The organism is Streptomyces sp. NPDC051064, from assembly GCF_044455985.1.
Lineage (GTDB): Bacteria > Actinomycetota > Actinomycetes > Streptomycetales > Streptomycetaceae > Streptomyces.
Window position 1 is genome coordinate 152875 of sequence record NZ_JBITFK010000009.1, and the last position, 14316, is coordinate 167190.

A 14316-nucleotide genomic window follows, 5' to 3' on the forward strand; every position below is an offset into this window, starting at 1 on the left:
TCACGATCCGGCTCGCACCACGTCGACGTCGGACGCCTTCACGAAGCCGATCCGGTGGCCGATCTGGACCGTCACGTACTTCTGGCTTCCGCGGAAGTATGTGTGGTCGTACGGCTTCGAGGCGTCGATCGTCGGCGCGTAGTAGTAGCCGGTGGGTGCCTCGCCCCCTCCGGGGAAGGCCTGCCCCGCCTTGATGGTGTAGACGAGCGGGCTGCCCACGGTCGGCTTGGCGAAGTCCGTGGGGTACTCCGCCTTCTCCGGATAGGCGACGCCGTACACCGGCACTTCCTCCTTGCCGGCCTTCGGCCGTACGACGCGACCGGATGTGGGGGTGACGGTCCGGGTCCCGGCCGGGGTGCGGAACCACGCCTTCTCCCCGTACCACCAGATCGCCGTCCAGCCGGGTGCCTTGTCGGCTACGACGGCCTGCTGAGTGGCGCTGATCTTGCTGCCCCAGTCCGCCGCGCAGTTCGTCCCGGGCGAGCCGTCCGGGTGCAGCCCCGGATCGGAGAAGAGCGGGGAGTCCGCGGACGGTCCGGTGTGCAGTGGGACCGCGCTGCTGCCTTGCCGGGGCAGGTCGACGCTCTTCTCGCAGTCGCGGAACTCCTGCTGGTTCTTGGTGAAGTCCGCGCTGACGGTGACCAGTTCACTGCTTCTGGGGGCGCTCGGCACGGTGGGCTCGCCCAGCAGCCCCATGAAGCGGTTCCAGTCCCAGTAGGGGCCCGGGTCCCAGTGCATGTTCTGGGTCCCCGCCGCACTGGTGGGCGGCACGCCGTCGTGGCCGAGGATGTGCTGCCGGTCGAGCGGGATGTCGTACTTCGCCGCCAGGTGACGGACGAGGCGTGCGGTCGAGCGGTACATCTCGGGGGTGTACCACTTGGCGCCCTCGGCCGCGACGCCCTCCTGCTCGATGCCGATGGAGTGGGAGTTGAGGTACCAGTTGCCCGCCTGCCAGGCGACGTCCTTGTTCTTCACCATCTGTGTGACATGACCGTCGGCCGAACGCACCACGTAGTGGGCGGAGGTCTGGTTGGCCGGGTTCTGGAAGATCTTCAGGGTGGTGTCGTAGTCGACCTCGGTGTCGTGCAGGACGATGAACCGGATGGCGTTGCTGTCGGGCCGGTTCGCCGTGTCGTAGTTGCCGTAGGTCTCCTTGTCCGCCGGGTCACCGGTCTGCTGGTAGGCCGCGGGGACCCAGTCGCAGGCGAGCCCGCTCGGGCATTCCGGTCGTACGGTGTCCGCTCCTGCCGCGGCCGGGGAGAGGAGCGCCATGCTCAGCGCCCCTGCCGTGGTCAGTGCGAGCGCGAGTCTGATCCTCTGCTTCGACGTCATGACAACCCTTCTTGGCCCGGTGGCAAAGCGGTTCCCGGGGGAACGCTCCCCGCGTTCATCCGTCGGCGCACACTCTGTGGCGGGAGGTGTTGGTGAGTCAAGAGTGCAGTGTGCCGCCGGTCATGGGTTTGTGTGACTATTTCGCGCTGTGCGTGCCCCGTATGGCCGAGGGGTAGTGCTGGCGCCGACAGGACCGGTCCATATGGATCGCGCGAAGTTCTCGGAAAGGCCGGACGCACATGGCACAGCCCTTCTCACTGCCGGACTTCTACGTGCCGTACCCGGCGCGTCTCAACCCTCATCTGGAGGCTGCCCGGACCCATACCCGGGAGTGGGCGCGCGGAATGGGGATGCTGGAGGGCTCCGGTATCTGGGAGGAGAAGGACCTCGAGTCCCACGACTACGCGCTGCTCTGCGCGTACACCCACCCGGACTGCTCGGCCGAGGCCTTGTCCCTGGTCACCGACTGGTATGTGTGGGTCTTCTTCTTCGACGACCACTTCCTCGAACTGTTCAAACGCACTCCGGACCGTGAGGGCGGGAAGCGGTATCTGGACCGGCTGCCCGCCTTCATGCCGATGGAGCGGGGCGCGGCGACACCGGAGCCGGACAATCCGGTGGAGGCGGGGCTGGCCGATCTCTGGGCGAGGACCGTGCCGGCCATGTCCGACGCCTGGCGGGCGCGGTTCGCCGAGGCGACGGAGAACCTGCTCAACGAGTCCCTGTGGGAGCTCTCGAACATCCACGAGGGGCGGATCGCCAACCCCGTCGAGTACATCGAGATGCGCCGCAAGGTCGGCGGGGCACCGTGGTCGGCGGGGCTGGTGGAGTACGCCGCGAACGCGGAGGTTCCCGACTCGGTGGCGGGTTCGCGCCCGCTGCGCGTGCTGAGGGACGCCTTCTCCGACGGGGTGCATCTGCGCAACGACCTGTTCTCGTACCAGCGCGAGGTCGAGGACGAGGGCGAGAACAGCAACGGTGTCCTGGTCCTGGAGAGGTTCCTGGGCTGCTCGACCCAGGAGGCGGCCGAGGCGGTCAACGATCTGCTCACGTCGCGACTGCAGCAGTTCGAGAACACCGCCCTCACCGAACTCGGGCCGCTCTGCGCGGAGAAGGGTCTCACCCCCGACGGGGCGGCCGCTGTCCTGGCGTACGTCAAGGGGCTTCAGGACTGGCAGTCCGGCGGCCATGAGTGGCACATGCGCTCAAGCCGCTACATGAACGGCGGCGGCGCGGGTGAGGGCGTCCCCGGTTTCGGAATGGCCGCGGCCTCGCTGCGCCTCACCCCCCGGTCCGAATCGCTCCGGCTGCGCAGCCATACACACGTGCCGTTCCAGCGCGTAGGTCCCTCGCTGCTGCCCGACTTCGACATGCCGTTCAGCACGACGCTGAGCCCACACCTGGACGGGGCGCGCGTACGGATCGTGGACTGGTCGCGCCGGATGGGGCTGCTGGAGGCCCAGCCGGGTGTGCCCGGTTCGCACATCTGGGACGAGGAGCGGCTCGTCGCGACCGATCTGCCCCTCTGTGCGGCGGGACTGCATCCGGACGCCACCCCGGACGAGCTCGACCTGTCCTCGGGATGGCTGACCTGGGGAACGTACGGCGACGACTGGTTCCCCGTGGTGCACGGCCGGACGCGTGACCTGGCGGGGGCGCGGCTGGCCAACGAGCGGCTGTCGCTGTTCATGCCGCTGGACGGGTCGTCCGTGCCCGAGCCGGTCAACGCACTGGAGCGCGGCCTGGCGGACCTCTGGCAGCGGACGGCGGGGCCGATGGACGAGGGCGCGCGCCGCACCTTCCGGGAGGCGGTGGAGTCGATGACGGCGAGCTGGCTCTGGGAGCTGGCGAACCAGGCGCAGAACCGGATTCCCGATCCGGTGGACTACATGGAGATGCGCCGGGCGACGTTCGGCTCGGATCTCACGATGAGCCTGTGCCGGCTGGGACACGGCAGGAAGGTGCCGGACGCCGTCTACCGCAGCGGCCCGATGCGTTCCCTGGAGAACGCGGCGGCGGACTACGCGTGCCTGCTGAACGACCTGTTCTCCTACCAGAAGGAGATCGAGTACGAGGGTGAGGTGCACAACGGCGTCCTGGTCGTGCAGAACTTCTTCGGGGTGGACTATCCGACGGGTGTCGCGATCGTGCACGACCTGATGAACTCACGGATGCGCCAGTTCCAGCATGTCGCCGAGCAGGAACTGCCGGTTCTCTACGACGACTTCGACCTGGATGCGGAGGCGAGGGAGGTCCTGGCCGGTTATGTGCTGGAGCTCCAGCACTGGATGGCGGGGATCCTGATCTGGCACCGGGACTGCCGGCGCTACCGCGAGGAGGATCTGCGCCGGGGCACCGGGACCCCGTGGCACATCAGTGGCCCCACGGGGTTCGGGACATCGGCGGCGCGGGTCACACGACTGCTGACGCAGGGACGTTTCAGCCCTGCTGGAACAGCTCCGCGGGAAGTGGCTTCAGCAGGGCGTACAGATCGTCGGTGATCGGCCGGTCCCAGCTGGCGATGGTGACGAGCACGCCGTCGCTGCGGTCGAACTGGACACAGGAGATCCGGCTCTCGGAGAGCTTGACGCGGCGCACGATCAGCAGGCTGTCACCCTGCATGACGGGCACGTCCTCGGTGCCGGTGACCTCGACCGGCTCGTCGTTCTCGAGCGCGAGGAGCAGCTGGGCGACCTCGAAGGGCACCTGGCCCTCCTCGGTCTCGCGGGCCGGTGAGCCCTCCGGCAGATTACCGATGATCATCGCGGGGCCGCGTCCGCCGAACAGGTCGTAACGCAGGAACACGCCCTGACAGCTCCCGTCGGGAGCGGGGAGCAGACCGGCGCCGAGGTTGCCGGGCCAGTCCCCCGGGTCCATGGCCAGGACGTCGAAGTCCGGGCCCGCGGGTGTGGCGGCGCTACGGCGGCGGAGGAAGGACATGGGGGCCATGTTACGTGTCCCGGCTCACGTTGCGGAGCCGGGCACTCCTACGCGGACTCCGCGGCCAGCGCTTCGAGCGCCCGGACCGCGTCGGCCGCACGTGCGTACGGCACGAACAGGTGGTCGTGGTGGAATCCGGCGACGACGTTACAGCTGATCCCCTCGTCCGTGAGGGCCAGGGAGACCGCGGCGGTCAGCCCGACGGCGTCCAGCGCGGAATGCACACGGAGAGTGATCCACGCGGCGACGAAGTGGTACGCGAGCCCTGACTCCTCGGCCTGTGCCTGAGGGACGACGAGCGTCAGCCCTTCCTGCTCGGCGACGGTGACCACCGGGGTGACACCGGTGGGCGCCTCGCCGCCGGGAAGAGTCGTGTAGACGTAGCGGCCGGGCCTGAGCTCCGGTCGCATGCCCCGCAGCAGTGTTCGAAGATCGCGCTCGCCCGTCATGGGCCCACGGTACGGCTGCGGAAGCCGGGGGCGCGGACGCAGTAAGCCATTCAGGCACGCCATGTATCCATACGCTCACCTTGCGTGGCACCGGCGGTTGATCGCCCATAGCTTCGGCTCATGAGCAGAAGACACATGAAATGCCTGGCGGGTATCACCGTCTCCACAGCCACGGCCCTGGGTCTCGCGGCCGTTCCCTCCGCCGCGTCCGGGCACAGTGACCTCGTGGTGCACCCGGGCGAATCGATCCAGAGCGCGGTGGACGCGGCCCGGCCCGGAGACACCGTCGTCGTCCTGGCCGGCACCTACCGCGAGAGCGTCCTGATCAGCAAGCCCGGCCTGACCCTGCGCGGCACCGGTGAGCGGACGGTGATCGCCCCGCCGGCCGCGAAGGGAGCCAAGACCGCCAAGAAGGTCAAGGCCGCCAACGCCTGTGCCGCGGGCGGGAACGGCATCTGCGTCATCGGGACGAAGAGCCGCACGGTCGACGATGTCCGCATCCGTTCACTGACCGTCTCCGGCTTCACCAAGAGCGGTATCTGGGCGTCCTGGACCGACGGGCTCTCCGTCCGCAGGGTGGCAGCCGGCAAGAACGGCACCTGGGGCATCGCCCAGGAGCATTCCACCCGCGGTGACTTCCGGCACAACACCGCCACCGGCAACGGCGACGCGGGCATCTTCGTCGCCAACTCGGTCAGCGAGGAGGGCGGAGCGACCGACACCGGCGGGACCCTGGTCGTCGACAACTCCGTGAGCGGGAACCGCATCGGCGTCACCGCCCGCCGGGTGAGGAACCTCGTCATCGACGGCAACACCCTGACGGGCAACTGCAGCGGGGTCTTCGTCGTGGGCGACGAGTCCAAGCCCGCGGCGGGGGCGATGACCATCAGCGGCAACCGGATCGTCAAGAACAACAAGTTCTGTCCGGCCACCCCGCGTCTGTCCGCGATCCAGGGTTCCGGCATCGTCCTCACCGGCAGCGAGGCCACGACCGTACGTTCCAACGTCATCCGCGACAACGTCGGCTCGACCCCGCTCTCCGGCGGCATCCTGCTCTTCAAGAGCTTCGTGGGCGCGCTCAACACCGACAACACCATCAGCCGCAACCTCGTGCAGGGCAACAAGCCGGCCGACCTCGCCAACCGCGACACCTCGGGTACCGGCAACACCTTCGTCAGCAACACGTGCGGGACGTCCGTCCCGGCCGGGATGTGTGCCGGATGACGGCCCACCGCCGCACAAGGAGAAACGAGACGGTATGACCACCGTGAGTCCCACCCCCGACACCGCCCCCGTCGCGGCCCCTCTCACCGCGCCCCCGGTCTCCGCCGCCCAGAACCCACCGCCGTCCATGCGGCTCCGTGAGCTCGCGTTCGGGGCCGCCTGCGCCGCGGCCGTGCGCGCGGCGGCGAGGCTGCGTGTGGCCGACGCGCTGGGCGAGGCACCGGCATCGGCGGCCGAGCTCGCCCTGATCGTGGACGCCGAGCCCGTACCTCTGCGCCGGCTGCTGCGCGCACTGTGCTGCTACGGGATCTTCGAGGAGGCGGCGGACGGGAAGTTCGTCCACACCGAGATGTCCCGGCTGCTGCGCGAGGACGACCCGAACAGCCTGCGTTACATCTCCCTGTGGTGTACCGAACCCTGGACCTGGGAGGTCTGGCCGCGGCTCGACGACGCGGTGCGCTCCGGCACGAGTGTCTTCCCCGAGACGTTCGGCAAGGGCTTCTTCGAATATCTCCACCAGGACGCGGGCGAGTCCGCGCAGGTGTTCAACCGGGCGATGACCACCTCCAGCGTGCAGTCGGCGCAGGATGTCGCCGACCTCCTGGACCTCACCGGGGTGTCCTCGGTCGCCGACATCGGCGGCGGCCAGGGACATGTTCTCGCGAGTCTGCTGGAGAAGCACCCCTCGGTCCAGGGAACGCTCCTGGACCTGCCGGGTGTCGTGGCCCGTGCGGACGCCAGGCTGCGGGACGGCGGCCGCCTCGCGGACCGCGTACGGATCGTGCCCGGCGACTGCCGTGAGGACATCCCGTTCGAGGTGGACCTGTACATCATCAAGAACATCCTCGAATGGGACGACGAGAGCACCCGCAGGACCCTGCGGAACGTGGTTGCCGCGGCCCGCTCCGGCGCCCGCGTGGTGATCATCGAGAATCTCGTGGACGACACCCCGTCGATGAGGTTCACCACCGCCATGGACCTGCTGCTCCTGCTCAACGTCGGGGGTGCCAAGCACACCCGGGAGAGCCTGGTCGGGCGGATGTCCGACGCCGGCCTGCGGGTCGGCGAGGTCCACCCGGTCAACGCGTATCTGCACGCCTTCGAATGCGTCGTGCCGTAGCGCGGGGCACACGCGGAGCCGCCCCGGGTCCGGCACCTGAGTGCCGGACCCGGGGCGGTCATCTGTGTGTCAGGCGGATCCGTCGCTCTGCCACCGGTAGAACTGCTGCGCCATCGCGTCCTTCGGACCGCGCCAGGTCTCCGGGTCGTACGGGCTCACGAAGGCGGTCAGCCGGTCGCTGATGGCCTTGAACTCCGGGTGCTCCGTCACCTTGGCGATCTCCGGGCCGGGGGGCCGTTCGGATTCGATCAGGTGGAGATACACGTCGCCGAACTGGAACAGGGTGCGCCTGTTGACGCCGACGAGGTGCGGCAGCTCGGTGTTGTCCGAGGCCGCGAACAGCTTCGCGATGTCCGGCGCGGACTTCGGCGCCATCCGGGCGACGATCAGTGCGTGGTGCATCTGGCTGCCTTTCGGGACATCAGTTGGCGGGGACCGAGGCGGAGCGCCGCTCGCGGTCGCGCTGCTCGATCTTGTCGCGGATGAGCTCCAGCTGGACGCGCGAGTTGCGGTTGATGTTGTCGGTCATCCACGCGTCGTCGACCGGTGCGTCGGGGCGCATCGCGAAGTCCTGGCGCCACAGCATGCGCGTGCCGCCCGGGACCTCCGAGTACTCCCACCGGATGTCCATGTGCTGGAACGGTCCGGTCTCGACGCGCCGGGCACGTACGTTGCGTCCCTGGCGGTCCGTGGTGCGCTCGGAGACCCAGCTCCAGACCTTGCCGTTGTCGTCGGGGTGCATGGTGAGGCGGAAGGTCGTCTTCTGGCCCTCCCGCTTCATCACCTCGACGGACGCGTACTCGCTGAACAGCTGCGGCCAGTTCTCGAGATCGTTCGTCATGTCCCAGACGAGGTCCAGCGGGGCGGCGATGGTGATGTCGTTCTCGGTGTGTCCAGTCATGTCAGGCTCCTGTCACGAGAGAGTTGTTCACGAGGTCGAGGAACTCGCCGGGCGTCTTGCACCGGTCGGCGTCGACCGGCAGCGGGTGGCCGTACCGGTTCTCCAGCGCGGCCACGATGCCGAGCAGGCCGAGCGAGTCCAGGCCGTACGCTTCGAAGGCGGAGCCGGGGCGGCTCGCCATCTCCGACGGGTCGACCGTCAGGCCGGCGCCGCTCTTCATCAGCGCGGCCAGTTCTTCGTACGTCAGCTGAGCGGTCATGAGGGGCTACTCCTTCTCAGAGCGAGGTGTCGGTGGGGCGGCGCAGCACCAGGGCCGAGTTCGAGCCCATCAGCCCGCGGCTCAGGACGAGCGCGGTGCGCAGTTCGGCGGGACGGGCGCGCCCGGTGACCACGTCCAGGTCGTGACACACGTCGAAGACGTTGGGCGTCGGCGGGACCATGCCGTGTTCCATGGCGAGTACCGCGGCGGAGGTGTCGAGCACGGGTGCGCCGCAGTAGGCGCGGCCGGTGCCGGTCTTGGGCGCGGTCACCGGGACCCGGCGTCCGTGCGCGCCCAGGGCATCGGCGATGGCGAGTGCCTCGGCCCGGTCCGCCGCAGGCACGCCGAGCGCGTCGGCGAACACGACGTCGATCTCATCCGGCGCGCAGTCCGCCTCGCGGAGCGCGCCTTCGATCGCCCGGGCCAGTCCAGCTCGGGACTCCTCCCAGCGAGCCGCGCCGGTGAAGGTCGCGGCGTGGCCGGCCAGTTCGGCCCGGACCTTCGCGCCGCGTTCGCGGGCCGTCGTCTCCGCCTCGACCACCAGCATGGCGCCGCCCTCGGCGGGCACGAATCCACAGGCGTCCGCGGTGAACGGCCGGTAGGCGCGGGTGGGGTCGTCGCAGAGGCTGAGGTCCTCGTAGCCGAGCTGGCAGACCACCGAGTACGGCGCGAGGGGTGCCTCGGCCGCGCCGACCACGACGGCGTCCGTTCCCCGCCGGATGGACCGCGCGGCGTGCATGAGCGCGTCCAGGCCGCCGGCCTCGTCGCTGGCGACGACGGCGCACGGCCCCTTGAAGCCGCCGCGGATCGAGATCTGGCCGGTGCTGGCCGCGTAGAACCAGGCGATGGACTGGTACGGGCCGACGAACCGGGAGCCCTCGCCCCACAGCCGTTGCAGCTCGCGCTGGCCGAACTCGCCTCCGCCGGAACCGGCGGCGGTGACCACGCCCACCTTGAACGGCGCGCCCTCGTAGTCCGCGCGTCCGAGCCGCGCGTCGGCCAGCGCGAGATCGGCCGCGGCCATCGCGTAGTGCGTGAAGCGGTCGGTCTGGACGAGGAAGCGCTCCTCGATGAAGGCGACCGGGTCGAAGTCCCTGACCTCGCCCGCGACGCGCAGCGGGAGGTTCTCGCAGCCCTCGCGGGACACCAGGTCAAGGACGCTGACCCCTTCCTGGGTCTGCTTCCAGAAAGCACCGGCGCCGGTCCCGTTGGGGGCGACGACACCGATCCCCGTGATGACGGAGCGGCGGTGTGCCGGGGTGTTCATGGGGTCCTCCCGCCTGATCTGGTCATGGCTACGGCGGACTGGAATCCGCCGAAGCCGCTGCCGACCGAGAGCACGCTGCGCAGCTTGAGGGGCCGCGCGGTGCGGGGTACGTAGTCGAGATCGCACTCGGGGTCCGCGGTCTCGTAGTTGGCCGTCGGCGGCACCGTCTGGTGCTTGAGGGCCAGGACGCACGCGGCGATCTCGATCGCGCCGATGGCGCCGAGGGAGTGGCCGACCATCGACTTGATGGAGCTCATCGGAACCTTGTACGCGTGCGCGCCCAGGGCCCGCTTCACCGCTGCCGTCTCGTGCCGGTCGTTCTGCTTGGTGCCCGAGCCGTGCGCGTTGACGTAGTCGACCTGCGATCCGTCGAGCCGGGCGTGCGCGAGGGCGGTGTTGATGGCCTCGGCCATCTCCAGTCCCTCGGTGGTCAGCCCGGTCATGTGGTAGGCGTTGCCGAATGTGGCGTAGCCCGATATCTCGCAGTAGACGGTCGCGCCGCGGGCGCGGGCGTGCTCCAGTTCCTCGAGGATGAGGACGGCGCCGCCCTCGCCCATGACGAAGCCGTCCCTGTGGGCGTCGAACGGCCTGGAGGCGTGCTCCGGGTCGTCGTTGTTCGCCGAGGTCGCCTTGATCGCGTCGAAGCACGCCACCGTGATGGGGGTGATCGGTGTGTCGGACGCTCCGGCGACACAGATGTCCACGCGGCCTTCCTCGACGGAGTGGAAGGCGTACCCGATCGCGTCGAGGCCGGAGGTGCAACCGGTCGAGACCGTCTGCACGGGCCCGTGCGCGCCGACCTCCTCCGCGACCGCGGAGGCGAGGGTGCTGGGCGCGAACGCGCGCTCCAGGTGGGCGCCCGCCGGCCGGTGGTCGACGTCCCAGCGCGCACCGCTGCCGCTGACCGCGACGTAGTCGTGCTCCAGGCGCGTGGTGCCGCCGACCGCGGTCCCGAGGGAGACCCCGATACGCCAGGGGTCCTCCTTCTCGAGGTCCAGTCCGGCGTCGCCCAGCGCCTCCCGGGCCGCCACCAGGGCGAACTGGATGTACCGGTCCGAGCGGGCGATCAGGTCCGCGTCCAGACCGTGGGCGACGGGATCGAAGTCGCACTCGGCGGCGATGCGCGATCGGAACTCCGCCGGGTCGAACAGTGTGATCCCGCGTGTCGCGGTACGGCCGTTGGCGAGCAGGTCCCAGAACGCCGGGGCTCCGATGCCACCGGGCGCGACGACGCCGACCCCGGTGACGGCCACGCGCCGGGTCATGAGGCCGCCCCCGTTCGTTCTGGCGGCGCGTAGCCGTCACTGGGGTCCGCGGTCTCCGTGACCTCGGTGTCCACGTGCCCGAGTTCGGGCCGGGGGGCGAGCGGGCCGAGGTGGAAGACCATGCGCGCCTCCACGTCACCCACGTTGCGGAAGCGGTGACGGACGTGCGGCGGGATCAGCAGGCCCTGGTCGGGCCGCATCGGGTGTGATTCGCCGTCCAGGTCCACTTCGAGGAGCCCGTCCACGACGTACACGAATTCCTCGGAGTACGGGTGGTAGTGCTCGCCGATCCGGTCTCCCGGGGCGACGATGGCCAGCCCCATGAAGCCGCTGGTGGCGCCCACCGCCGTGGGTGTGAGCATGGCGCGCAGGTCGCCTCCGCGCCTGCGGTTGGGCTGAGTCTCGCTGAGGTCCACGATGCGAGGCCGGTGGGTGGTCATGGCTGTTCTCCTCCAGGCACGTTGTGCGGTGTGACGGCAGCAGGGGGTGGCCCCCGCTGCCGGTGACGCGTCAGGACTCGGTGGCCCGACGGTCGGTGATCAGGTTCATCTCGGCCTGCGCGAGGAAGCGCGCGGCCTCCTGGTCGGTCGTCGGCATGCCGTTCGCACCGCCGTCGAGCAGCCGGTCGAGCATGGCCGCCTTGCGGTGGCCGCCGATGCCGAGTGCCTGTGAGGGATGGGCGTCGAGCGGGCCGCTCACCTCGAGAAGCCGCACCACGATGTCGTCGCGCTGGAAGATTGTGCTGCTCTCGATGGGGCTCGACGCGTCGTTCGCCGCTTCCTCGTCCTGGCCGGCGAGCAGCCGGGCCAGTGCCATGCCGCAGCCTTCCTTGGCCTGGTAGAACAGCGAGTGCCGCTGGACGCCCTCGGGGGCGTGCCGGCCCGCTGTCACGTGGTGGACGGTGGGGAGCGCGGCCCTGGTGAAGAACATCCGGGCGGAGTCGGGGTCGCTGAGGTCGCGGTCCTGCTCCAGGTACGGGTTGATGGCCTCCTCGACGGCCCTGACCTCGGGCTGGCGGGAGACGTGGCGCAGAGCCGCCATGAGGTCGCCCTCGACCTCGACCGCCCGCACGACACGGTTTCCGTGCATGAAGAGCGAGGTACGGCGCAGCCGGGTGTTCTCGTCGACGCGGGACTGTGGGGAGTCGTAGTCGGCGAGGATCTTGGCGACCATCTCCTCCGATCCCGGCTTCACCGTGAAGGTGAGCGCGTGGCGTACGACGCCGTCGCCCAGTCGCGGCGCGGCCTGGAGGCGGCCCTTGGCGGACTCGGGTGTGCCCTCGAACGCGGCACCGGTCTCCCGCAGCACGCTGAAGCGCAGGGAGCGTGTGTCGCGTACGCAGCTGTGCAGGGGCTGCACCGTCGCCACGTGCTCCTCGCTGTTCACCCAGGCGAGGAAGGGCGGCGCGCTCTCCCACTCACTGGTGATGAGCCACTGCGAGGGGTTCTCGATGGACTGGCACAGCTGGTCGCTGATGTGTCCGGGGATCGAGGCCACCTGGTTGCGCATGTGTTCGTACGCCTCGAGGAACTGGTTCTGGGCGCCGTCGTGCAGGTCCAGCAGCAGTATGACCCGGAGCCTCGAACCGTCGAAGGCGGACTGAGATATCCGTTCCGAGAGGGTTGTCATCTTTCGCTCTCCTTCGAGACGGCGCGGCGGCCACGTCCCGTGGCCTCTCGTCATCCGTCGGTTTCGGTGGAAGCGGCGCAGGTCGCCCGTCGGCATGAAGTCCACCCCCACATCGCGAGCATCGCTCCCGCGACTGATCGTGGAACGCTGGTACGAGCGGCGCGAGATTTATGAACCGTTCAGGTGAGGCGTCGGCCGAAGCCCGGCCGAAGGCCTCCCGCGAGGGCATGGACACTGCATCCGTCACGTGAGCTGGAGCAACTGATGAACGAGAACGTCGACCTCCGCGTACCGGTCCTCATCGTGGGCGGCTCCCTGGTGGGCCTGTCCGCCTCCCTCTTCCTGAGCCGGCTCGGTGTCCGCCACCTGCTGGTGGAGAAACACAGCAGCACCTCGACCCACCCGCGAGGGCGGGGGAACAACGTCCGGACGATGGAGGTGTTCCGGACCGCGGGGGCGGAGCAGCTGATCCGGGACGCCGCATCCGTGCTGGCGGACAATCACGGAATCCTTCAGGCAGGGTCGCTCACCGGCGACGACCAGGAGTGGCTGTTCAAGGAGATCGACCCGGGCGGCGGGATCGCCAGGTTCAGCCCGAGCGGCTGGTGCCTGTGCAGCCAGAACGACCTGGAGCCGGTGCTGGTGTCCCATGCCCGGGCGCAGGGCAGCGAGCTGCGGTTCTCCACCGAACTGCTCAGCTTCGAGCAGGACGCGGACGGGGTCACCGCCGTGGTCAAGGGCCGGGAGACCGGGGAGCACACCACGGTGCGCGCCGACTATCTCGTCGCGGCCGACGGGCCCCGCAGTCCGATCCGGGAGCAGCTGGGCATCGGCCGGACGGGACCCGGGGACCTCTTCCACAACGTGAGCATCACGTTCCGCTCGCGGCGGCTCGCCTCCGTGGTGGGCGACCGGCGCTTCATCGTCTGCTACCTGACCACCCCGGACGCGGACGGGGCGCTGCTGCCCGTGGACAACGAGGAGCAGTGGGTGTTCCACGCGCCGTGGCAGCCCGAGCGGGGCGAGACGCTGGAAGACTTCACCGACGAGCGGTGCGCGGAGCACATCCGCAGGGCGGTCGGTGCGCCGGACCTGGACGTCGAGATCACGGGCAAGGCGCCGTGGCACGCCGCCGAGCGGGTCGCCGAGCGGTACGGTTCCGGCCGGGTCTTCCTGGCCGGGGACTCGGCGCACGAGATGTCCCCCACCGGGGCGTTCGGCTCCAACACCGGTATCCAGGACGCGCACAACCTGGCGTGGAAGCTGGCTGCCGTGCTCGATGAGGCGGCGGGGCCGGGGCTCCTCCAGACGTACGAGGCGGAGCGGCTGCCCGTGGCGAAGGCCACGAGTGCGCGTGCGTCGGCCCGTTCGGGAGAGCACAGCCACCCGGGGTACGCCGGATCACCCGGCCCGGGCGGCGGCGGCCGCAAGGGCGGCATGCTCACGGTCGCACTCGGCTACCGCTATGTGCGCGGCGCCGTGCTGGACGTCGACCCCGGCCTTCCGGTGGTGCCCGAAGGCATGAGCCTGACGGGTGAACCCGGCACCAGGGCACCGCACATGTGGCTGCGGCGGGACGGCGGGCGTGTGTCGACGCTGGATCTCTACGAGAAGTCGTTCGTGCTGCTGTGCGATGCCAGGTATCCGGACTGGCGTACGGCGGCGGAGCAGGTGGCCAAGCGTCTGTCGGTCCCGCTGGAGGCCTTCGGGGTCGGCGCCGTCCCGGGCGCCGACCTGCAGTCCGAGGAGGGGGCCGACTGGGCCGCCGCCCATGGAACGTCCGCCGAAGGCGCCGTGCTGGTGCGGCCCGACGGCTTCGTGGCCTGGCGTTCGCACGGCGCGGCGGCGGACCCTGAGGCGACGCTGTACGAGGTCATGGTGACTCTGCTCCACCGCGGCTGACGCGGCGGGAGGTGCGGCCGGCGGGCCC

General features: G+C 69.9%; 14 protein-coding genes. 4 read left to right on the forward strand and 10 right to left on the reverse strand.

Annotated elements, in window-relative coordinates:
* Complete coding sequence (locus ACIBCU_RS29530; RefSeq protein ID WP_362930951.1) at positions 1-1332, reverse strand: peptidoglycan recognition family protein; 1332 nt, start codon at positions 1330-1332, stop codon at positions 1-3.
* A 239-nt stretch (positions 1333-1571) separates the two neighbouring features.
* Here ACIBCU_RS29530 and ACIBCU_RS29535 point away from each other — a divergent pair, with 239 nt between their 5' ends.
* Positions 1572-3833, forward strand: coding sequence for a family 2 encapsulin nanocompartment cargo protein terpene cyclase (locus ACIBCU_RS29535; protein ID WP_362930953.1), 2262 nt, complete (start codon positions 1572-1574; stop codon positions 3831-3833).
* Here the strand turns inward: ACIBCU_RS29535 and ACIBCU_RS29540 are convergent.
* Entirely contained in the window at positions 3772-4272 is a 501-nt protein-coding gene (locus tag ACIBCU_RS29540; protein WP_325748050.1) for a hypothetical protein, read from the reverse strand. The two genes, ACIBCU_RS29535 and ACIBCU_RS29540, sit on opposite strands and share 62 nt — an antisense overlap.
* 47 nt (positions 4273-4319) lie before the next feature.
* Complete coding sequence (locus ACIBCU_RS29545) at positions 4320-4721, reverse strand: ACT domain-containing protein (protein WP_399235159.1); 402 nt, start codon at positions 4719-4721, stop codon at positions 4320-4322.
* A gap of 120 nt (positions 4722-4841) precedes the next feature.
* Here ACIBCU_RS29545 and ACIBCU_RS29550 point away from each other — a divergent pair, with 120 nt between their 5' ends.
* Together ACIBCU_RS29550 and ACIBCU_RS29555 are read left to right on the forward strand one after the other, a co-directional pair.
* A complete protein-coding gene (locus ACIBCU_RS29550) occupies positions 4842-5945 on the forward strand; it encodes a right-handed parallel beta-helix repeat-containing protein (protein ID WP_362930957.1) in 1104 nt (367 codons plus the stop codon).
* Positions 5946-5979: 34 nt separating this feature from the next.
* Positions 5980-7065 carry a methyltransferase gene (locus ACIBCU_RS29555; protein WP_362930959.1) on the forward strand — a complete coding sequence of 362 codons (1086 nt, stop codon included), beginning with the start codon at positions 5980-5982 and terminating at the stop codon, positions 7063-7065.
* Positions 7066-7134: 69 nt separating this feature from the next.
* On the opposite strand, the gene ACIBCU_RS29560 is transcribed toward ACIBCU_RS29555, so the two are convergent.
* The 7 genes from ACIBCU_RS29560 to ACIBCU_RS29590 all read right to left on the reverse strand — a co-directional run bounded on the left by ACIBCU_RS29560 (position 7135) and on the right by ACIBCU_RS29590 (position 12386).
* Complete coding sequence (locus ACIBCU_RS29560) at positions 7135-7467, reverse strand: TcmI family type II polyketide cyclase (RefSeq protein ID WP_362930961.1); 333 nt, start codon at positions 7465-7467, stop codon at positions 7135-7137.
* A gap of 19 nt (positions 7468-7486) precedes the next feature.
* Entirely contained in the window at positions 7487-7966 is a 480-nt protein-coding gene (locus tag ACIBCU_RS29565; RefSeq protein WP_362930963.1) for an SRPBCC family protein, read from the reverse strand.
* Position 7967: 1 nt separating this feature from the next.
* Positions 7968-8225, reverse strand: a complete 258-nt coding sequence (locus ACIBCU_RS29570; RefSeq protein WP_362930965.1) for an acyl carrier protein — start codon at positions 8223-8225, stop codon at positions 7968-7970.
* 16 nt (positions 8226-8241) lie between these two features.
* Positions 8242-9492, reverse strand: a complete 1251-nt coding sequence (locus ACIBCU_RS29575; RefSeq protein WP_362930967.1) for a ketosynthase chain-length factor — start codon at positions 9490-9492, stop codon at positions 8242-8244.
* The gene (locus tag ACIBCU_RS29580; RefSeq protein WP_362930969.1) at positions 9489-10757 is read right to left on the reverse strand and encodes a beta-ketoacyl-[acyl-carrier-protein] synthase family protein; all 1269 of its coding nucleotides are present in this window, start codon (positions 10755-10757) and stop codon (positions 9489-9491) included. Before ACIBCU_RS29580 ends, ACIBCU_RS29575 begins: the two co-directional genes overlap by 4 nt.
* A complete protein-coding gene (locus tag ACIBCU_RS29585; RefSeq protein WP_362930971.1) occupies positions 10754-11197 on the reverse strand; it encodes a cupin domain-containing protein in 444 nt (147 codons plus the stop codon). The genes ACIBCU_RS29580 and ACIBCU_RS29585 overlap by 4 nt, the downstream gene beginning before the upstream one ends.
* 70 nt (positions 11198-11267) lie before the next feature.
* Positions 11268-12386: a TcmI family type II polyketide cyclase gene (locus tag ACIBCU_RS29590; RefSeq protein ID WP_362930973.1), complete on the reverse strand. Its 1119-nt coding sequence runs from the start codon at positions 12384-12386 to the stop codon at positions 11268-11270.
* A 264-nt stretch (positions 12387-12650) separates the two neighbouring features.
* Between ACIBCU_RS29590 and ACIBCU_RS29595 the strand changes: the two genes are divergently transcribed.
* Entirely contained in the window at positions 12651-14288 is a 1638-nt protein-coding gene (locus ACIBCU_RS29595) for an FAD-dependent monooxygenase (protein WP_362930975.1), read from the forward strand.
* The last annotated feature ends 28 nt before the right edge of the window (positions 14289-14316 follow it).